This is a genomic window from Streptomyces gossypii (assembly GCF_025165795.1).
Taxonomy (GTDB): Bacteria; Actinomycetota; Actinomycetes; order Streptomycetales; family Streptomycetaceae; genus Streptomyces; species Streptomyces gossypii.
Genome location: NZ_JAJAGO010000007.1, coordinates 209,034 through 228,714 on the forward strand (window position 1 = coordinate 209,034; position 19,681 = coordinate 228,714).

The 19,681-nt window shown below is 69.8% G+C and carries 19 protein-coding genes and 1 pseudogene; 11 read left to right on the top strand and 9 right to left on the bottom strand.

Features of this window, described 5'->3' with window-relative positions; genetic code table 11:
* Positions 1–191: 191 nt before the first annotated feature.
* Positions 192–1,139 carry a LysR family transcriptional regulator gene (locus LHJ74_RS16685; RefSeq protein WP_260218827.1) on the top strand — a complete coding sequence of 316 codons (948 nt, stop codon included), beginning with the start codon at positions 192–194 and terminating at the stop codon, positions 1,137–1,139.
* Between the two features lie 386 nt (positions 1,140–1,525).
* On the opposite strand, the gene LHJ74_RS16690 is transcribed toward LHJ74_RS16685, so the two are convergent.
* A complete protein-coding gene (locus LHJ74_RS16690; RefSeq protein ID WP_260218828.1) occupies positions 1,526–2,461 on the bottom strand; it encodes an NADP-dependent oxidoreductase in 936 nt (311 codons plus the stop codon).
* A 79-nt stretch (positions 2,462–2,540) separates the two neighbouring features.
* A complete protein-coding gene (locus LHJ74_RS16695) occupies positions 2,541–3,290 on the bottom strand; it encodes a DODA-type extradiol aromatic ring-opening family dioxygenase (protein ID WP_375546770.1) in 750 nt (249 codons plus the stop codon).
* A gap of 252 nt (positions 3,291–3,542) precedes the next feature.
* Here LHJ74_RS16695 and LHJ74_RS16700 point away from each other — a divergent pair, with 252 nt between their 5' ends.
* Positions 3,543–4,019 (top strand): MarR family winged helix-turn-helix transcriptional regulator, encoded by a 477-nt coding sequence (locus tag LHJ74_RS16700; RefSeq protein WP_260218830.1) that lies wholly within the window; start codon positions 3,543–3,545, stop codon positions 4,017–4,019.
* Between the two features lie 9 nt (positions 4,020–4,028).
* Here LHJ74_RS16700 and LHJ74_RS34420 read toward each other — a convergent pair whose 3' ends face one another.
* Positions 4,029–4,244 (bottom strand): hypothetical protein, encoded by a 216-nt coding sequence (locus LHJ74_RS34420; protein WP_375546765.1) that lies wholly within the window; start codon positions 4,242–4,244, stop codon positions 4,029–4,031.
* Between the two features lie 69 nt (positions 4,245–4,313).
* On the opposite strand from LHJ74_RS34420, the gene LHJ74_RS16710 reads away from it, so the two are divergent.
* The 3 genes from LHJ74_RS16710 (at position 4,314) to LHJ74_RS16720 (ending at position 6,580) form a co-directional block, all read left to right on the top strand.
* Positions 4,314–4,643, top strand: a complete 330-nt coding sequence (locus tag LHJ74_RS16710) for a hypothetical protein (RefSeq protein WP_311203316.1) — start codon at positions 4,314–4,316, stop codon at positions 4,641–4,643.
* 85 nt (positions 4,644–4,728) lie between these two features.
* The gene (locus LHJ74_RS16715) at positions 4,729–5,394 is read left to right on the top strand and encodes a YwqG family protein (RefSeq protein WP_260218832.1); all 666 of its coding nucleotides are present in this window, start codon (positions 4,729–4,731) and stop codon (positions 5,392–5,394) included.
* Positions 5,395–5,824: 430 nt separating this feature from the next.
* A complete protein-coding gene (locus LHJ74_RS16720; protein ID WP_260218833.1) occupies positions 5,825–6,580 on the top strand; it encodes an alpha/beta fold hydrolase in 756 nt (251 codons plus the stop codon).
* On the opposite strand, the gene LHJ74_RS16725 is transcribed toward LHJ74_RS16720, so the two are convergent.
* Entirely contained in the window at positions 6,517–6,876 is a 360-nt protein-coding gene (locus LHJ74_RS16725) for a Rossmann-fold NAD(P)-binding domain-containing protein (protein ID WP_260218834.1), read from the bottom strand. The genes LHJ74_RS16720 and LHJ74_RS16725 overlap by 64 nt on opposite strands.
* A 395-nt stretch (positions 6,877–7,271) precedes the next feature.
* Between LHJ74_RS16725 and LHJ74_RS16730 the strand changes: the two genes are divergently transcribed.
* Positions 7,272–7,823, top strand: coding sequence for a hypothetical protein (locus LHJ74_RS16730; RefSeq protein ID WP_260218835.1), 552 nt, complete (start codon positions 7,272–7,274; stop codon positions 7,821–7,823).
* 114 nt (positions 7,824–7,937) lie between these two features.
* On the opposite strand, the gene LHJ74_RS16735 is transcribed toward LHJ74_RS16730, so the two are convergent.
* Both LHJ74_RS16735 and LHJ74_RS16740 read right to left on the bottom strand, forming a co-directional pair.
* On the bottom strand, positions 7,938–11,096 hold the full coding sequence (locus tag LHJ74_RS16735; protein ID WP_260218836.1) for an NACHT domain-containing protein: 3,159 nt from the start codon (positions 11,094–11,096) through the stop codon (positions 7,938–7,940).
* Positions 11,097–11,123: 27 nt separating this feature from the next.
* Positions 11,124–11,741 carry a PadR family transcriptional regulator gene (locus LHJ74_RS16740; protein ID WP_260218837.1) on the bottom strand — a complete coding sequence of 206 codons (618 nt, stop codon included), beginning with the start codon at positions 11,739–11,741 and terminating at the stop codon, positions 11,124–11,126.
* A 111-nt stretch (positions 11,742–11,852) separates the two neighbouring features.
* Between LHJ74_RS16740 and LHJ74_RS16745 the strand changes: the two genes are divergently transcribed.
* The 3 genes from LHJ74_RS16745 (at position 11,853) to LHJ74_RS16755 (ending at position 14,696) form a co-directional block, all read left to right on the top strand.
* Positions 11,853–13,235 carry a carotenoid oxygenase family protein gene (locus tag LHJ74_RS16745; protein ID WP_260218838.1) on the top strand — a complete coding sequence of 461 codons (1,383 nt, stop codon included), beginning with the start codon at positions 11,853–11,855 and terminating at the stop codon, positions 13,233–13,235.
* 307 nt (positions 13,236–13,542) lie between these two features.
* Complete coding sequence (locus LHJ74_RS16750) at positions 13,543–14,127, top strand: sugar O-acetyltransferase (RefSeq protein WP_260218839.1); 585 nt, start codon at positions 13,543–13,545, stop codon at positions 14,125–14,127.
* 11 nt (positions 14,128–14,138) lie between these two features.
* The gene (locus LHJ74_RS16755) at positions 14,139–14,696 is read left to right on the top strand and encodes a TetR/AcrR family transcriptional regulator (protein ID WP_260218840.1); all 558 of its coding nucleotides are present in this window, start codon (positions 14,139–14,141) and stop codon (positions 14,694–14,696) included.
* 51 nt (positions 14,697–14,747) lie between these two features.
* Here LHJ74_RS16755 and LHJ74_RS16760 read toward each other — a convergent pair.
* Together LHJ74_RS16760 and LHJ74_RS16765 are read right to left on the bottom strand one after the other, a co-directional pair.
* A pseudogene (locus LHJ74_RS16760) lies at positions 14,748–15,014 on the bottom strand (NUDIX hydrolase); the annotation flags it as partial.
* A gap of 136 nt (positions 15,015–15,150) precedes the next feature.
* On the bottom strand, positions 15,151–16,374 hold the full coding sequence (locus LHJ74_RS16765) for an MFS transporter (RefSeq protein ID WP_260218841.1): 1,224 nt from the start codon (positions 16,372–16,374) through the stop codon (positions 15,151–15,153).
* Positions 16,375–16,549: 175 nt separating this feature from the next.
* Here LHJ74_RS16765 and LHJ74_RS16770 point away from each other — a divergent pair, with 175 nt between their 5' ends.
* A complete protein-coding gene (locus LHJ74_RS16770) occupies positions 16,550–17,176 on the top strand; it encodes a helix-turn-helix domain-containing protein (RefSeq protein ID WP_260218842.1) in 627 nt (208 codons plus the stop codon).
* A gap of 117 nt (positions 17,177–17,293) precedes the next feature.
* Here the strand turns inward: LHJ74_RS16770 and LHJ74_RS16775 are convergent, their stop codons facing one another.
* Positions 17,294–18,643, bottom strand: a complete 1,350-nt coding sequence (locus tag LHJ74_RS16775) for an aminotransferase-like domain-containing protein (protein ID WP_260218843.1) — start codon at positions 18,641–18,643, stop codon at positions 17,294–17,296.
* Between the two features lie 202 nt (positions 18,644–18,845).
* Here LHJ74_RS16775 and LHJ74_RS16780 point away from each other — a divergent pair, with 202 nt between their 5' ends.
* Positions 18,846–19,493, top strand: coding sequence for a LysE family translocator (locus LHJ74_RS16780; RefSeq protein WP_260218844.1), 648 nt, complete (start codon positions 18,846–18,848; stop codon positions 19,491–19,493).
* Positions 19,494–19,681 lie beyond the last annotated feature (188 nt).

The window sequence follows — 19,681 nt, forward strand, 5'->3', positions numbered from 1 at the left end:
TCCCGCTTTCTGCCCGTCACTTTTTCGCGCTGCCCTCCACCCCGGCGGCGGCGGGCCCCCACTTCTCCTGCCGCACTGTCTGCAAAACCGCATGTTGACCAGAGACATCAAAGCGAGGGAGGCGTACTGGAATCAAACAACCATTTCCCCGATCAGACACAACGATTGGTTGTCCGCATAGAATGGTCCGCGTGGACCTCACCGCCGTGCGCACCTTCGTCACCGCCGTGGAGGCGGGACAGTTCCAAGAAGCCGCCACCAACTTGTCGATCACCCCGCAAGCCGTCTCCAAGCGCATCGCGGCGCTGGAGATGGACCTCGGTGTGCAGCTGTTCAGCCGCACTGCCCGCGGAGCCCGGCTCACCATCGACGGACAGGCGTTCCTGCCCTACGCCCGGGCTCTCCTCCAAGCCGAGGAACGGGCAGCCGCTTCCGTGCGGCCAGGGCGCCGGGCACTGCGCATCGACGTGATCGGCCGCCGGCTCTCGGTAGCGGGCTTGCTGCGCGACTTCCACCGCGCGTATCCCGAGACCGACCTTGACGTCGTGACCCTCTTCGACTCCGAGACCGCCATCGCCGCCGTCCGGTCCGGGACGATTGACGCGACTTTCCGCGCCGTCACCATGCCGGGCCGACAGCTCCCCGACGGTATCGAGGCCACTCCGGTCTTCGATGAACCGCTGCACCTGTTCACCGGGCCGGCTCACGAGTTCGCCGGCGCCCGAGCGGTCGCTCCCGCCCAGCTCGCCGGGCGCCGGATCTGGATGCCCGGCAACAGGCCCGGCACCGAGTGGGCCGCCTACTACGACGAGCTCGCCGCCACGTTCGGTCTCACCATCGACTCGGTCGGCCCCGACTTCGGTATCGAGCCCCTCCTCGACACGATCGCGGGCTCCTCGACGCTGGCGACCTTCGTCAGCGAGCAGACTCCGCTGGTCTGGCCTGCTGGCCACGACCTGCGGCGCATCCCCCTGCACGACCCGACCCCGGTCTACCCGCACTCACTGATCTGGCGCACCGACAACCCGCACCCAGCCCTCACCGCACTGCGTAACCACCTCGCCTCCGCATACCCCGGCTGCCCCGGCAGCGGGACCTGGACCCCGAAGTGGACGCAGCGCGCCACACTGCCGAGCTAAGGGCTGTCCCGTTCTCATGGCCCTGTCCAGGCCCCCTGACCCTGTCCCCATCCGCGCCTCCTTCGCCTACGGCGGAGGAGGCTTCTCGTTGTCCGCGGCAGGGGCACCTCACCTTGTCGGACCTCTTCCGCCCCCGGGGTTCCGCTGGACTGCGTTACGGCTCGCGTGCGCCATCCTCTCGGGGCTCCAGTCGGCGCTGGCGTACGTCAACACGCTGCTGACGCAGGAGGTCCTGGCTGATCCGAAATGGGCGGACAAACTCACCGACGCGGGACTTTCGATCTGGACGTGTCCCTCCGGGCGCCGGCGGAGCGGGTGCGGCCGCCGTCGAACCACCGGGCCGCCCACCGGCGGGAGAGCGCGGCGGACGGCCCGGTGGGGTGCGATCAGGGAGCGAGCACGACCGTCTTGCCGGACAGCCGCCCGGCGCCCGCATCCTCATGCACGGCGGCCAGCTCGGCCACCGGGCGGTGGGCGGCGACGTGGACCCGGAGCTTGCCAGCATCCACCTTGGCTACCAGCTCGGCCAGCTGGGCTCCGTCACTGCGGACCCACAGGCTCGAGCTGCGCACCCCCCGAGCGGTGTCCTCGGGAATCGGGCCGGCTGTGCTGGCGGCGACCCCGCCGTCGGCGACATAGTCCGTCAGCTGCGCGAGCTCCTCCGGGGAGACGCGCACATGGTTCACCACGACCTGGAACGGACCGCCCACGGCGTCCGGGCCCGCGGCGAGGGCGAGGGGGCCCACGACCCGGTCCGCGCCGTAGCCCCGAAGGCGGTCGGCGTGCTGCGGCCCGTCCACCGCGGTCACGTGCGCTCCCGCGTCGACGGCGAGCTGCACCACGAGGCTGCCCACCGCGCCCCCCGCCCCGTTGACCAAAACGGTCTGACCGGGCTTCAGCTCGGCGAGCTCGAACGCCGCCTGCCAGGCCGCCAGGCCGGTCAGCGGCAGCGCCGCGGCGTCGGCCAGCTCGATCGTCCGGGGTGCCCGGGCCACGGTCCCGGCCTGGACGAGCACGTACTCGGCGGCGCCGCCGGCGGAGTCGAGGGGCAGCATCGCCACGACCCGGTCGCCGACCTCCAGGCCCGTCACGTCCGCGCCGAGTTCAGCGACGGTGCCCGCCAGGTCGATCCCCGGCACGTACGGGAGAGTGATCGGGAGCATCTCGGCCAGGACACCGGCGCGGATGTGGTCGTCGACCGGGTTGAACGACGTGGCCGCCACCCGCACCAGCACCTGGCCGGGGCCGGGGACCGGACGGTCGACGTCCTCGTAGCGCAGGACGTCGCTGCTGCCGAACTCGTGGAAACGCATTGCCTTCATGGCACTTTCCTCCAGGGGATATTGATGTCGTCGCCAAGGGATGAGGCGATCAGGCGGGAAGATGAAGAACGTCGGGCGCTCAGGTCAGCTGCACCGAACGGGTGGAGTTGCCCAGCACCATGCGGTCGATGGCGCTCACGGCGCTGCCGGGGTCATCGGCGGCGCCGATGGTGAGCAGCAGCGGGACGAAGTGGTCGGCCGTCGGGTGGGCGACCGCGGCGCCGGGTGCCTTGTCGCGGTAGTCGGTGAGGGCGTCGGCGTCGCCCCGGGCGAGGGCGTCAACGGCCCATTCGTCGAAGGCCGTGGTGTCGGCGGCGAGCTCCGGCCGGCGGAAGACGGCGAAGCTGTGCGTCATGAAGCCCGAGCCGAGAACGAGGATGCCTTCTTCGCGCAGGGGCCGCAGGCGTGCCCCGAGCTCGAGCAGTGCGCTGGGGTCGAGGCTGGGCATCGACAGTTGCACGACCGGGACGTCGGCCGCGGGGTACATGGCCATGAGCGGGATGAAGGCGCCGTGGTCGAGGCCGCGGTCGGCGAACTCGTGCACCGGTGTCCGGCCCAGCAGGCCCACGAGTCGCCGAGCCAGATCGGTGGCATCCGGGGTCGCGTAGGGAAGGGTCTTGTAGCGCGGGTGGAAGCCGCTGAAATCGTAGTAGAGCGGAGTGCCGGCCGCGGCTCCGGAGATCGCGACGGGTGCCCGTTCCCAGTGGGCCGAGACGACGACGACGGCGCGCGGTTTGGGCATCGACTGGGCCCAGTCGAAGAGGTCGCCGAGCCATTGCGGGTCGTCGAGGGTGAAGGGGGCCCCGTGGCTGACGAAGAGGCTGGGCAGTGGTCCGTCGGACGGGTTCCACATCCGCTGCTCGCGTGCCTGTGGCAGGACTCGGGCCAGCAGGTCGTCGTACGCCGCGGCTGGTGTGCGCGGCGGGGAGGGGGAAGCCAGGCTGCTCGTGGCGGTCATCGAAATCAACTCCTTCGCTTGCCTGGACAAGTGTTTTCACTTGCCCAGGCAAGTCAAAAGGTAGCCCATCAAGGGTTGCCCAGGCAAGTGATGCGAGTTGCCCGGGCAAGTACGATGGGGCTCATGGATACCCAGTCACCCTGGCTCGACGACGACCAGCAGGACCTGTGGCAGGCTCTGCTCACCGTCGTCATCGCCCTCCCGGCAGCCCTCGACCGTCAGCTGCAGCGAGACGCAGGCATCTCCAACTTCGAGTACGGAGTTCTGGCCCAGCTGTCCATGGCCGACGAGGCCACGATGCGGCTCAGCGACCTGGCCCGGTCCTGCGACAGCACCCTGCCCCGCCTGTCGAAGGTGATGGACCGCTTCGAAGCCCGCGACTGGGTCGCCCGGCGCCCTGACCCCGGCGACGGTCGATACACCCTTGCCACCCTGGCGGACGCCGGCCGACGGAAACTCGCCGAGAGCGCGCCGGAACATGTCGCACAGGTGAAGCGGCTCGTGTTCGATCCGCTCAGCGCCGCTCAGCGCCGCCACCTTGGGGCCGCACTCACCCGCATCTCCGCTTCCGTGCGCCAGGAACTCGAAGGAGGAGGCTGAGCGCCGTCCTCAGGCGGGGTCTTCCGTCAGCCCTGCGACGCCAACGACGCGGTGCACGGGGAAGGTGCGGACCTCGCCGACGAGGTGGCCGGTCCGCACCGCGCCGTCGGCGAGGGCAGCCGCCTGGAGGGCGGTAGCGGGCTGGTCCATGACGCGCTGCCAGTGCGCCCGTTGCCGTTCGCGCTCTTCAGCGCTTGCCAGGTGCTCCTGGTCGAAGCGGAGCATCGTCCGGGTCCCGTCGGCGGCGGGGGGGGCAGGGCGAACTGGACCGTGGTGGTGCCGTGGGTGACGCGGATGCGGCCTGCGGTGTACTTCGTACCGGCGCGGACCGAGTCCAGGCGGCGTTGGGCCGGAATGGAGCGGGTGGCCGCCACCACCCCGCCCAACGACGGCCCCTCACAGATCAGTGTCGCGGCGAGGCACCTTTGCCGGCGCGACGAGATCTATGTGCTCGGCGGGGTGCAGGCCGTGCACTTCCGCCTCGGAGCACGTGCAGATCCTCACGGCCGACTCCAGGGAAGCACTAGAGCGATGCGCAACTACGGAGCGCTGTTCCTGGGAGAGGCACATGTGTGCCCCGCCATCCGGCTGCCCGGAGGCGGCGTACTCCGGAGCAAGGTCTAACGCGGTGGGGGCGGGGCCCGGCTGTCGGTGACGGGCGATAACTTGTGCGGCAGCACAGCAGGCCGGTCGACAACGGGGGCTCCCTATGCGGTACCGCTTCACGTCCTACCACCCGGCGAGTGACGCCGAGGCGGCCGTCACGGACGGCACCAGGCTGGGCGGCCTGCCGCACTGGCTGGAGGAACCGCAGTGGCCCGTCGACCCGTACGAGAACGAACTCGCCCCGTTCATAGGCCAGTTCCGGGTGCCGGCGGCAGAAGCCGGCGGGAACGGGGACCGGATGGTGTATCTGTTCGCCATCGGGTTCTCGGGTGAACACGCCACCGTCGTCCAGCCGGGCGGGCAGGTCACCGAGTCCTTCGAGACACGGGCGGCGGCCACCGGGCCGACCGACCTGGCCAGGGTCCACCTGCTCCGAGTGGAGGAGGAGGTCGACTTCTCCCACCTCGAGCAGGAACTGGAGCCGGTCGAGGACGAGGACGAGGACGACCGGGAGGAGCGGCTGGAGGAGCTGCTCGTAGAGCGACAGAAGGACGCCGCAGGGAGCATCCGGATGAACCAGCTCGGCGGCCCCGATGTGGTGCCGGTCTGGCTGCAGGGCGACGACCTGCCGGGCGAGGACTGGCAACTGGTCGCACAACTCGACTCCTACCAACTGCCCTTCGAGGTCAACTTCGGTGACAGCGGGGTGGGTTACCTGTTCCTCTCGCCGGACGGCAAGAACGCCGAGTTCTTCTTCCAGAGCTGCTGAAGGGACGGGCATGGAGCATCCCCGCTCTCGGGCGCTGACCTGGCGCCGAGTGCCGCTGGAGCCGAACGTCCCGGTGACGAGCTGAACCCTCCGCCCATGCGCGCCGCTCGCGGGGCAGATTGCCTACGTTCGGCGTGAGCTGGATGGCTCCCGGCTGGAGTGGGAGCGTGCCCCCGCTCTCCCCGGCGATCGTCCCTGCTCCCCCGCCCAGGCCGATGACCACCACTCGCCGGTGCTGAAGCCCGGCCGTGGTGGCCTTCAGCGGCTGCGATTCGCAAGCCCCGCTGAGGGAAAGGATGGTGGGCCAGGCCGAGGCTGCGGTCGGCCCGCGTGCGCGTCGGCAGGCAACGTCCGCGCGCTGTAGCGAGAGGACCAGCCACTTCGCTCACGCGCGCCCTGGCTGATCACCACCACGGGAGGAGCCCACACCATGAGCATTGCGCACCGCATGACCGGTTCCGGCAACCACAAGGTCCTCGTACTCCACGACTGGTTCGGCACCAGCGCCGGTTGGGGCTCCTTCCTGGACTGCCTGGACGGTGACACCTTCAGCTACGCCTTCCTCGACTACCGCGGCTACGGTGACCGCCAGGACGTCACCGGCGCATACACGTTGGCCGAGATCGCCGACGACGCCCTCGCCCTGGCCGACGAGATCGGCTGGGAGCGCTTCTCCCTCGTCGGCCACTCCATGGGCGGCAAGGCCGCGCAACAGGTACTGGCGCAGGCCCCGCAGCGGGTACGCAAACTGGTGGGAATCGCCCCCGTCCCCGCCGGGCCGTACCTGCTGGATGCCGACGGAAAGGCACTGTTCTACGGCGCCGCGCAGGACCGCGACAAGCGACTGGCCATCGTGGACCTGGTCACCGGGCAGCGTGCATCCCGGACGTGGATCGACCTGATGGTCGACCGCTCCCTACGGCTCTCGACCCGCGAGGCGTTCGGCGGCTACGTCAAGGACTGGGTCACCGCCGACCTGACGGAGCGAATCGCCGGTATCCGCGTCCCGGTCAAGGTCATCGTCGGCGAGCACGATCTCGCGCTGACGGCCGACGCGATGCGCGACACGTGGCTCTCCCACTACCCGAACGCGGAACTGGAGGAGATCGCCAACAGCGGCCACTACCCGATGCACGAGACCCCGGTGGCCCTGGCGACGACGCTGGAGACGTTCCTGCGTGCCTGAACCAAGTCCGGCATGCGACGCCGAGGGGGTGCCGGAGCGGGCTCTGCGGTAATGACCGCCGTCACGTCGCCGTAGCTCAACGCCTTCGGCCCGGTGAGCAGGTAGTCGCGCTGGTCGTCGGCATCGGCTCCGGTCTCGGTCAGCAGTGCGGAGGCGGCGGCCGCGATATCCCGTGCGTCGATCCAGCCCGGTCGGCCGTCACCGGCGGCGGTGCGGATCTCCCTGTGCCGCCCGATTTGCTCGCCCAGCGGGTGCGGGCGCAGAAAGTTCTGCATGAACCCGGAAGCGCGCAGCACGACCCGCCCCGGGCCGGGCCCGCACCCTCCGCGCCAGCTCCAGCGCGCCGGGAGCATTCGGCAGCACGGTGGCGGAGCCGAGCAGCACCACGCGGCGCACGCCGAGGCGTTGCGCCTCGGCCAGGAACGGACCGACCAGCGGCATCGGATCCACGGCGTTCGCGGGGAGGCACCAGATAAACCCGGTCCATCCCTCGCAGCGGCTCACTGGCGGCGGCAGGAGTAAGTCCAGCAAGAACACAGCTCGGGGGCGTTCGGTGGGCGTTGGGGGCCGTTCGGGTGCTCGCTCCTACGGCGGCTTCCGAGATGCGGTGCGTTACCGCCCTTCCCAGACTCGTGGTTGACGGCGCGGCATCGCGTGGTCGCACGCTCTTCTTCCATGACAGGAGACCCCCATGCGAGCACGACTGGTGCTGGCCACTCTCACCCTCGCCTCTTGCGCCTCGCTGACCGTGGCGGCCGCGGCACCGGCCGGCGGCGGCCACGGCGAGGTCGGTCGCGACCTGGACCGGGCGCGGTACGCCACCGGTGCCTTCTTCTCGGAGGAGCTGGCCGAGACGGCCGGATACCAGCGCACGGACGAGTGCGTAAGCTCCCCGGAGGGCGGTATGGGCTACCACTACCTCAATCCGGACAACCTCGGCTCCACCGAGCCGGGCAAGCCCGCCGCGGTGCTCTACGCCCCCGACGGCGAGGGAGGCCGGAAGATGGTCGCGCTCGAGTACATCGTCCCCGACCGTGACCAGAACCCCGAGACGGTGGAGGACATCTACGCGTTCGGGCAGCGGCTCAAGGGGCCGATCACGAACATCCCCCAGCTCGGCGTGCACTACGCGCTCCACGTGTGGCTGTGGGAGAAGAACCCCCTAGGGCTGTTCGCCGACTGGAACCCGCGGGTGCACTGCCCGGCGGACAGCGGCACGGACGCGGGCGAGCCCACGCCGTAGCCGGTCGCGGGCCGGGCCGGGCCGGGCCGCCATCCTCCTTGCCGACCACGTCTGCCGTGAACTGGTCGTCGAACCCCTACGAGTGCGCGGTGCTGTGACGGGTGTGGGTGGGTGTTAACTCTGGTGCGGTGGCAGATCGTACAGGCGGGTCACTCCTTGGCCGGCGACCGCCAGTTGGTCGCCGTTCCCGGCGAGGGCGAGGGTGTCTACCGGAAACCGCCCGGGGACCGACAGTTTCTTCTCCGGCTTGCAGTGGGAGTCCCAAAGGTGCACGGTGCTGCCGTCAGTGTCGGCGGTGGCGAAGCGGGTGCCGTCGGCGTCGGTCGCGAGCAGGTCCGCATCGTCCGGGATCTCGCAAAGGCGCTTGCCGCTGCTCGTGTCGGTCACGGTGATCATCGTCGCGCCGGAGGTCGAAAGCATGGGGGCCAGGAGCTTCCCGTTGTCGCTGACGGCCCAGGACTCGCTCCCGGCTTCAAGGGAATGTTGCAGGTGCCTGTTGAGGGGCACTTGCGAAGTCCGCCCCGTACGGGTGTTCTGCAGCACCAGGCCCTGCGGGTTCGTGATGAGGAGACGGCGTCCACCGGTGCTCATGACGACTGGCTCCTGGTCGGCGGCGATTTCCGGGGGGTCGGCTCTGATGAGCTGTCTATTCCCTTCCCAGGGGAGCCGCCGCGCCACCAACTCACTGCTGCTGGACTCGTTCACCGGGTAGATCACCTGGTAGATCACCGCACCGTCTTCGCGCGCGGCCACGCCGTCGACTCTGGTGTCGGTCTCGCCGTCGGCCCCGGTGTTGCCCTCGATGGTGGGCATGTGTGTCTTCCCTGTGCTGACCTTTCGTGTGGTGTCCCATCGCCGTACGACGCCCTCGTCGTCCACCGTGACGAGAACGTCCGGCCCGAGGGCCATTGCCGTGATGTCGCCGGTGGGCAGCGTGGTGTGTGAGGTGTCTTTGGGCACCACCTGGCCCAGGGTGAGGAAGGTCGCTGCCAGAACGGCGCCGGTGACGGCGAGTTGGAGGCGGCGCCGCCGGATGACGCGGTCCCGTGGGACCGCCACCCGGTCCCTCGCCAGGGACCGGCTGGCGAGACGCTCCTGCAGGCGGATGTGGCGGAACTGGTAGGTGCCGGCGGACTGGCGCAGCAGCTGCCGTTCCCGCGCATCCGAGAGGAACCGTACGAAACGCCAGGGCAGCCGGCCCTTGGTCGCGAGTACCAGGCGGAGCAGGAAGAATCTGGGCCAGGCGCGCGGCAACAGCATCAGCACCGCGAAGGCGGCCCCGGGCAGCACGGTGGCGACGAGGTTCGGCTCGGAAGTGCGGAGGACTCCCGTCTCGTCGGCCACCCGGGCCAGGACGTCGGTGAACCGGGGTTCGCCCGACCAGCCCGTCAGCGCCAGGAAGACCATGTAGGCGGCCGAGACGGTCACCGTCATCAGCGGCAGTGCGCTGGCCCCCAGCACGGTCCCGGCCAGCCCCGCTCCCACCAGGGACGACCTGCGGTCCTGGCGTACCAGGCCCAGCGGCGTCGCGCGGGTGGAGTGTGCTGAGGGGGCATCGAGCCACTCATAGACGGCGAACGCCAGACCGATGACGGTCACGGCCCCGCAGACGAACGCGGCCACCTGGAGGAACTGGGCCAGATTCCTCGAGGACCAGCTCCCGGTGAACGTCACGACGATGCCGAAGGTACCCAGCAGTGTCACCGCCACCACGGATGCCAGGACGAAGCCCGTGCGGAACCCGCCCCGCAGTCGGTGCAGCGACCCGCGCAGTGTCAACGACACCCGGCCCGGCGGCCGTTCCGGCGGCGCCGCATACCAGGTGAGCATCGCCAGCACGGCGGCCGCCAGGCCGATCGTGAGCATCGCCTCCTCGTCCACATGCTGCCCGGCCACGCGCACCACGACCACGACGAGCATCGTCACCAGGCCGATCCCGATACCGAGCGGGAGCCCCACCCAGCGGGACAGCAGGCGGGAGCTCATGAGCCACCAGGCGAGATCGCGTTCACGGTGCCGGTGGAGGTAGGTGGCCAGGTACGTCAGCCACCGCTCGGCCTGCCGGGCCTCCCGCTGCCAATCGGCGGCCGCCTCACCGGGGAGAGTTCCCGGCGGCGGCGCGTAGGCCGCGGGGATGATGTGGTCGACGAGGTGGTCCTCCACCGCGTGCCGGCCATCGAACCCGAGAAGTTCGGCCGGGTCCCGGTCGCAGTGCCGGTAGACGGCACGGGCGAGGGAGAGCGCCAAAGGGGTGGACAAGGCGGCTGCCACCGGGCCGTCGGGGTGTTCCCGTACGTGAGCGTAGACGGGTTCCCAGTCCACGCCTTCCGGCCAGTTCACCTCGCTGAGGTAGGCGACGGCATCCGGCACCGCCACGGGCGCCACCTCCACGACCGGCGCCCGGCGCAGCGCGGGCGAGCCGCCCTCGATCACGTCCTGGTACTCGACCGACCGGCAGGTGACCACGACGCCGCGACCGTCGCCGCAAGCCTCGTTCAGAGCGCGTACGGCGCTGCGCCGGGCCGCCTCGGGGATCTCGTCCAGCCCGTCGAGGACGGGTAACAGCATCCGCCGCTCCAGCAGCAGACGCGGGACCTGGGACCGGCCGCCGTAGTACGAGGTGGCCAGGGTGCCCACCATCCAGTCGTCCAGCGACTCGCTGACAGGGTCCCAGGACGAGACGGACAGCAGCACCGGAACCGGAGTCTGCGCAGGGCGGTCGGCCAGCAGGCCGAGCGTCAGCATGAGAGCCAGAACCGTCTTCCCGGCACCCGGCTCCCCCAGCACCACCAGCCGACCGCTGCTCACCTGCCGGTATCCCTGGGCCAGCCGAGCCGCGGCACCGGGGAAGTCGCCCTCCAGCCGGCCTTGGAGGGAGAGCCGCAGAACACGTCCCTCCACCGGAGGGACCACGGTATCCGGTGGTGCCGACACCGGCCGTCTGGTGGCGTCCCAGGACAGCGGGATCACCCGTGGATCCCTCAACTGCCGGGCCGCCACCTCCTCCCACCACTGTTCCCGCACCGTGGCCGCCAGCCGGTCGGCGGCCACGCCCGCCTCCGGCGGCGGGGCGGGCGGAGGCAGAAGCTGGGCGCCCGCCGCCCCGAGCGACCACAGTCCAGCGAACATACCGGCGATACCGGTCAGCTCCTGCGCGGACTCAGGGTCGGCCCTGATCAGCGCCCAACCCAGCCCGAGCGATACGCAGGCCACCGAGGCGAACAACACCAGGCGGGACCGCCTGCCCCGCACCTGCCACCCGAGCCGAGCCACCGCACCAGGCTTCCACAGAGGGCCCCCTCACGTCCTGAACTTCCGGATCGGAGCGGGAGCGCGTGGATCCACCGCGCTCGCGCCGCGCTCGGCGATCTCCGACCAGAAATCGACGGCCAACTGCTCGAACCGCAGACCGAATGCCAGGGCGGCGGCCTGCGGGGGTTCGAACTTGAAGCCGAGCCCGGGAGCGTCTTGCGCAGGCATGTCCGCGGTGGGAGCCGACGCGAGGATCCTCTCGTACTCGGCGAGCTGACGGCGGTGTGCTTCCAGTTGCTGCTCGGCGAGTTGACGCACCTGTGCCTCGCTGGACGGGCCGTCCTGCTGGAAGAAGATCCGCAGCAGACCCTCGTCGCGGATCTCGGTGGTCTGATCGGCCGGGCCGGTGAGCCACTTGGCGAGTACGTCCTGCCCGGCCGGGGTGATCGACAGTGTCCGGCGCCGACGTCCGGCGCTCTCCCGCTCCTCGAGGACGAGCCCGTGGCGCGCGAGCCGGGCAGCCTCCGCGTAGATCTGGGACCGCGGAAAGGCCCAGAAATGTCCGATGCTCTGCTGGATCTCTCGATCGAGCGCGTACGGCGTCGCGGAGCCCGACTGCTCGAGGAGGCCGAGCACGACGTAGGTGCTGGCGGAGAACGTTGGCATCCCATATCCCGATCTGGACGGTCTGAATCCCGGCGTTGCACGCCCGACTCCGAAGTTGGAGCATCTGAACAGTACAGGCTGCACGTTCGAAACTGATGATCGGAGTCATCGATGACCACGGCGATCGGCAATCCCTATCTGGAGGGCAATTTCGCCCCCGTCTCCGACGAGGTGAGCGTCAACGACCTGCCGGTGACCGGGACTCTGCCGCCCGAGCTGAACGGCCGCTATCTGCGGATCGGCCCCAGTCCCAAGGGGTCTGGCGAAACCGGCATGAGCCATCACTGGTTCGTCGGCCAGGGCATGGTGCACGGCGTCCGGCTGCGCGACGGGCATGCCGAGTGGTACCGCAACCGGTTCGTCCGGGGCGATGTTCCCGAAGACTCGCCCAACACCAACATCCTCGCCCACGGCGGCCGGCTCCTCGCGCTCGTCGAGGGAGGCGGGGCGCCGGTGTCGATCACCCCCGACCTGAACCGCATGTCGACCTGGGACGCCGACGGGGCGTTGCGCGCCGGCTTCACCGCCCACCCGAAGACCGATCCGGCCACCGGTGAGATGCACTCCCTCAGCTACCTGATCAGGCCCGGTACGGAAGAACTGCGCTACGTCGTCATGGACGCCACCGGGAAGGCGACGCACGCCGCCGAACTGCCTGTTTCTGGGGTACCGATGGTCCACGACATGGCCATGACCGCCACCCGGGTAGTGGTGCTCGACCTGCCGGTGACCCTGTCGATGGACGCCATGGGCCGCCTGGCTGCGGGAGCACCGGAGAGCGGCGACGCGCTCCCGATGCGCTGGAACGAGGAGCACCCGTCGCGGGTGGGAGTGCTGCCGCGCGGCGGCACGGCGGATCAGATCAGGTGGTTCGACGCGCCGCGATGCTATGTGTTCCATGTCCTCAATGCGTACGACACCCCGGACGGCTCGATCATCATGGACGTCGTCCGCTACGACACGGTGTTCCGCGACGTGTTCCGCGGTCCCGCCGACGGGCCGCCTGCGCTCGCCCGGTGGACCATCGCCCCGGACCGGGGCACCGTCTCCGAGCAGATCATGTCCGACTACAGCGTCGAATGGCCCCGGATCAACCAGGCATGGGCCGGGCGCTCCCACCGCTACGGCTGGTTCGGGGGGACCGGACCCGACAGTCTGCGCCTGTCCGACGACGTCAGCCGTGACCGTGGCGGCAGCTTCGAACCCGGGCCGCTGGTCAAGTTCGACACCGCGACCGGCGAGGCATCGGCACACCACTTCGGAACCGGGCGTGTGACACAGGAGCCGACGTTCGTGGCACGGCCCGGCGCTGAGGCCGAGGACGACGGCTGGATTCTCTCGGTCGTCTACGACGGCACTGCCGATCGCAGCGAACTGGTCGTACTCGACGCCGCCGACCTCAAGGCCGCTCCGCTCGCGCGCGTACACCTGCCACGACGCGTCCCCTTCGGCTTCCACGGCAACTGGATCGCCGACAACGAGATCGGCGCTTAGAGCCCCTAACACAATGGGCGGTCGATCAGCTTGCGGCGTCTGGTGCGTGCGCTCGCAAGGCGGAGGATCGTCCTCGTACTGGGCGTACATGGACGACTCCGACAACGCGGCGAGCGCGCGTGCCAGGCGTCGCAAGCCGACCGCCCATTCTGTTAGGGGCTCTTAGCCGTGCTGGGCCCCGCCTCCGATTCCCCTGGGTCACCTGCCGGTCTGCTCCGGGATGGCTGACTCCGAAGGCCACGAAGCGGCAAAGGGTGGCACCCGCCAGAAGGTACGTTCGTACACTCTGGCGGGTAGGCTCATACGCATGCCGACGACGGACTACTTCGCCGAGGACCCGCGCACGAACCTGGAGCGCATGCAGGCAGGCGACCTCTACATCGCCGACGACCCCGAGATCGCCCGCCGCCAGCAGCAGGCTGTGCGCCTGGCAGCGCGCTACCAGGCCGCCTACGCCGAGGATGCCGACTCCGCCCGGCCGATCCTCGCTGAACTGCTCGGCTCTCTGGGCGACGAAGCACACGTGCGTCCGCCTCTGTGGGTCGACTACGGCAGCAACATCACCATCGGCGCCCGGACCTTCGTCAACTACAACCTGACCGCCCTGGACGTCGCCGCGGTCACCATCGGCGAGGACTGCCAGATCGGACCCAACGTCCAGTTGCTCACCCCGACCCACCCGCTGGAACCGCAGCCCCGCCGCGACAAGCTGGAGGCAGCCCAGCCGATCACCATCGGCGACAACGTGTGGCTCGGCGGGGGCGCCATCGTGCTGCCCGGCGTGACCATCGGCGACAACTCCGTCATCGGCTCCGGCGCCGTCGTCACCAAGGACATCCCCGCGAGCGTCGTCGCCGTCGGCAACCCCGCCCGCCCGGTCCGCACCCTCTGACCCCGCACCCCATGGCCACCGGACACACCGACCCCCAGCGCCGCGAACGCATCCTCGCCGCGACCCTCGACCTCGTCGCCGAGGAGGGAGTCGCCGGCGTCTCCCACCGGAAGATCGCCGCCCGCGCCGGAGTGCCCCTGGGCTCGATGACCTACCACTTCAGCGGCATCGACCAGTTGCTGCGGGAGGCGTTCCGCCGCTTCACCGACCACCTCGTCGAGCTGTTCGACACCTGCCTCAGTGCCCCGGCCGACCGCGACCAGGCCAGAGCCGCGGTGGCCGACCTCATCCACACCCTGTCCGGCGGAAGCCGGCGCGACCTCGTCCTCACCCAGGAGCTGTACACCCTCGCCGCCCGGCAGCCCTCCTACCGGGAACTCACCCATGAGTGGATGGCCCGCAGCCGCACCCACCTGGAGAAGCACTTCGACCCGGACACCGCCCGCCAACTCGACGCCCTCATCGAGGGCCTGACCCTCCACCGCGCCGTCGCCCAGGAACCCCACGACCGCGCCCTGACCCTGGAAGCCGTCACACGCATCACCACGACCGGCAGCCGGGCCAGCTGACCGCCCGTGCGGCACAGACCTGACGGATGTGCCGTACGGGCATCAACCAGAGACGCCGGCATTCTGATGGTCGACTCCCGCACGCGCGGCCGCCGCGGGAATCACCCTCGAGTCCACGCCCAGCAGGCGTCCAACCACCGCGTCACAGCCGGTCTCCTCGGTGACCTCCCGGATCACCGGGTCAATCGGATCCTCACCGTGCTCGACCCGGCCGCCCGGGAGGGTCCAGCTGCTCTCGCCCGTCGGTGGTACGTGACGGGCGAGCAGCACGCTCCCGTCCTCGACGCACACGGCGTACGCCGCCGGCCGGAAACTCATCCCCACACCTCCCACCGGACCCTGACCGACGTCCAAGATCCGCGCCTCGCCAGGAACGCAGAATGGAGCCGGACCGACTTCTCACGCTCCAAAGCCACTTCCACACCGTGCGAAGTCCATCCGCTGGGCAGGTGGGTCACTGCGTGGTCTCCGGCTGGCCGGTGGCACGCTCGCAGAGGACGACGGGGATGGTGATCGCGGCCAGGACAGCGCCGATCCACGCGACGGTGGTGATGGGCGCGTCGGCGTTGAGCGCGATGCCGGCTATGAGGGGAACGATGCTAATTCCGAGTTGGACGGCGGACACCGTGGTCGCCCCGGCGAGGGTGGGGGCGTCGGAGGCGAGGGTGAACACCCGGCTGTAGATGGCGGGGTTGAGCACGAATCCGGCCACGCCGAGGAGCAGCACGAGCGGGACGATCGCGAGAGCGTGTTCGGCCAGTGCGGCGATCAACACCGAGCACACGATGATCCCGGCCGATCCTGCGAGCAGGGCCTCGTGGGGCCGTCTGTCCGACATGCGGCCACCGATCGCCAAGCCGACGTACGCCCCGACGCCGAACAGCATGAGGACGACCGGGGTCCACGTGTCCGGGATTCCGGTGACGCTGTCGAGAAGTTCGGCGAGATAGTTGAAGGTGATCATGTACGCCGCCGTACTCAGCAGCGTGGCAGCGTAAACGAGCCACAGGCGTGGCTGCCGCATCATCCGGAGCTCACGTTTGATGCTGGGGTCCTGCCCAGCGGTCGTCCGGGGCATGGCGGCAGCCACGGTGGTGGCAGCGGCTAGGGTGAGGGCGACCACGAGCCAGAATCCGCCCTGCCAGCCGGTGTGGTGGCCGATCAGTGTTCCGGCGGGACCGCCGAGGATCATGGCCAGGCCGAGGCCGCTGACGACGACGCCCGATGCGCGGGCTACTCGGTCGGGGGTGACCAGACTGACGGCGGTGACCGACGCGACGGCGAAGAACCCTGCGTAGGCGAGTCCGGCGACGAAGCGGCTGATCAGCAGCGCGGTGTAGCTGCCGATGATCAGCCCGGCGGCGATGCAGGCAGCGAATATCAGCTGGGTCAGCACCAGCGCCGTCCGACGTGGCCACTTGAGGCTGATGACCGCGAAGGGTGGGCCACCGATGACGACCCCGACCGCGAACGCGGTGATCAGCCCACCCGCGGTGGCCAGGCTGACCTCGATGTCGGCGGCCACCGCTGGAAGGACCCCGGCGAGGAGGAATTCCGCGCTGCCCATGGCGAACAGGCTGAACGCCAGGAGATACACCCCGAGCGGCAGGCGCCGTTCCGTCGCTACCGGGCCGTCTTGGCTGACGACGGTCGCGTCGGCGACGCGTGCTTGAGCCAACTCACCTCCCCGCTCGGCAAGTTCTCCAGCGGTCGGGCCGGTCGGGCCGGCGCCGTTGATCACAACATCGCGATGTTTCTTCATCACTGCCACCTCCTGAAGCGACCGTGATCCATCACCCTCGGGAACCGCAACTAGCGTTGCCGAAACAGGAACGATCTGATGGTCTGGTTCAATGCAGTCCCATCCCGCGATCGACGCGACCCTCAGCCAGATCGGGCACCGCCTGCGCGGAGTCAGAGAGAAGAAGAACCTCTCCCTCGCGGAGATCAGCCGCGCGACCGGTGTCTCCAAGAGCACTCTGTCCCGGCTCGAATCAGGGCACCGCAAGCCAAGCCTGGAGCTGCTGTTGCCGATCGCCGCCGCCTTGGCGGTGCCTCTCGATGAGATCGTCGCCGCCCCGCGCATCGTCGACCCGCGGATGCCGCAGAAACCGAGGCGGACAGACGGTCGCGTCATCGTTCCGCTGTCGCGGACACAAGGTGAACCCAAGGCATACAAGCTCACGATCCCCGCGAGCGAGTCCGAGCCGTTTCCGCGTACTCACGCCGGATACGAGTGGCTCTACGTGCTCAGCGGACGGCTACGCCTCATTCTCAGTGACTACGACCTGCTCCTCGGCCCAGGGGAGGTCGCCGAATTCGACACCCAGCACCCGCATTGGTTCGGCTCAACCGGCCGTGGCAGCGTCGAGGTGCTCAGCCTCTTCGGCGGGCAGGGCGAGCGAGCTCACTTCAAGGTCAGGCCCACGCCGGGAGCCGCCTTCAGCGGCTATCAGCAGACCAGGCCTGAAGACACATGAACGACGTGGAGCCTCTTCGCCGGAGCGCCGGTGGAGTTGACCACCTCGGCGGACGCTCGAACGCCGATGGCCTGACGTCCACGGTCACCCGGCTTGGTCAGGTGGTCGGCGTCGCCGTCAGTCGGTGACGAGGTCCTCCGGCGCGGAACGGGCGAGTTCGACAAGCGTGGCGAGCGCCTGGGAGAGGACATCCGGCTGCGGCGAGGCGAGGCCCAGCCGGATCGCGTTGGGGGCGTGGTTGCGGCCGATGGTGAACGCGGCGGCGGGCACCACCCCGATGCCGTGCCGCGCGGCAGCGGCGACGAAGGTGTCCGCGCGCCACGGGCGGGGCAACTGCCACCAGCAGTGGTAGGAGCGCGGATCGCTCTGCACGGCGAAACCGGCGAGGTGCCGGGCCGCGATCTCCTGCCGCACTGCCGCTTCCCGCTGTTTGGCCTCCACCAGTGCCTTCACTGTGCCGTCCTGCTGCCAGCGGTGGGCGGCCTCCAGGGCGAACCGCCCGGGGATCCCGCCACCCGACCGCAGGGTGGAGACGATCTCGCTCGCCAGAGCGCCCGGCGCCACCACGAATCCGAGAGTCAGGCCGGGTGCGAGGCGCTTGGACAGGCTGTCGATCAGGACGGTCCGCTCGGGGGCGTACGCGGCGAGCGGCGGCAGTTCGTCATGGAGGAAAGCCCAGACGGCGTCCTCGACTGCGGTGATCCCCAGTCTGAGCAGGACCTCTGCCAGCCGCTCGACGCGCCCTGCGGGCATGGTGGCCGAGAGCGGGTTGTGCAGCCTTGGCTGTACGTAGACGGCGTGCAGCGGGGCCGCGGCGTGGGCTTCCTCGACGGCCTCCGGCACGAGCCCGTCATTGTCCATGGCCAGGGGGACGACGGTGATGCCGAGCCGGGCGGCGATGGGCTTGACGACTGGGTAGGTCAGCTCCTCGACGCCAAGCCGGGCACCCGGCGGCACCAGGGCGGTGACGACGGCCGAGATCGCCTGCCGGCCGTTGCCCGCGAAGAGGATCCGTGCCGGATCGGGGCGCCAGCCGCCACTGGCGAGTATGTCGGCGGCGGCTTCCTGGACGGCAGGGAAGCCGGACGTGCCCACCGGCCGCAGGGCGGACCCGAGGGCGTCGGTCCGGAGCAGTCCGCCGAGCCCCTCGGCGAGGAGTGCGCTCTGCTCGGGCACGACGGGATAGTTGAGCTCCAGGTCGATCCGCCCGCCGTCGGCGGGTTCGGTGAGCGCGGGGGCGGATGCCGCGGTCCTGGCGGTCTCCGCGCGGACGAAGGTGCCGCGTCCCACCTCGCCCACCGTCAGGCCCCGGCGGGACAGTTCCTGGTACACGCGCGTGGCGGTGGAGTTGGCGATGCCGTGCTGCCGCGCGAACTCGCGCTGCGGGGGGAGGCGGTCACCGGGCAGGAGGATGCCTGCGCCGATCTCCCCCGCCACGTCGTCGGCGACGCTCTGGTAGTCCTTCACGGCGCTCCCCGTTGTCCCGGTGGTCTGCTCGTGCGGCGTCCATTTCAGCACAGCATTGCCCTGAGTGCAATATTTGCATTGCATTGAGCATTGCTCTCGACCTAAACTCCGAGCATTGCTCCGAGCCCCAGCTCCGGCCCGGACTCCCCGCCCCCGCCCGACGGTTACACCGGGGCAACACAACAGCGAACGAGGCGTGTTCATGGTTGAACTGAGCGGGATTCTCGGCGTGACGGTGGTGGCTCTCGGCATGGTGCTCACCCCCGGACCGAACATGATCTATCTCGTCTCCCGCAGCATCACGCAGGGCAGGCGCGCCGGCATCGTCTCGCTCGGCGGCGTGGCGCTCGGCTTCATGGTGTACCTGCTCGCCGCGAACCTGGGCCTGTCGGTCGTCTTCGTCGCCGTGCCCGAGCTGTACTTCGCGGTGAAGCTCGCGGGTGCCGCGTACCTCGCCCACCTGGCCTGGAACGCCCTGAAGCCCGGCGGCATATCCGTCTTCGCCCCGCAGGACGTGCCGCACGACTCACCGCGCAAACTGGTCACGATGGGCCTGATGACGAATCTGCTCAATCCGAAGATCGCCATCATGTACCTCTCGCTCATCCCCCAGTTCATCGACCTGGACAAGGGCCACGTCCTCCTCCAGGGCCTCATCCTCGGCTCGATCCAGATCATGGTCAGCGTCGCCGTCAACCTCGCCATCGTCCTGGCGGCCGGCGCGATCGCCGTCTTCCTCTCACGCCGCCCCTCCTGGCTCAAGGTGCAGCGCTACGCGATGGGCACCGCCCTGGGTGCACTCTCCGTCTCAATGGCCATCGACACCTCGGGCCCGGCCAAGGCGAACTGACGGCAGGTCACCAGCCGGGGCCTGGGTCGGGCAGGGCCGAGCGGGACCACTGATCAACTCCGCTCGCCGCGCGTCCAGTTCAGAGGGGGGTACTCCGACGGTGGACGGGCCGGGAGGACGTGCGCCGTCCCGGCGTCGTCTCGGCGTCGTCCCGGCATCGTCTCCGCGTCGCGAGCACCGTTGGGCGA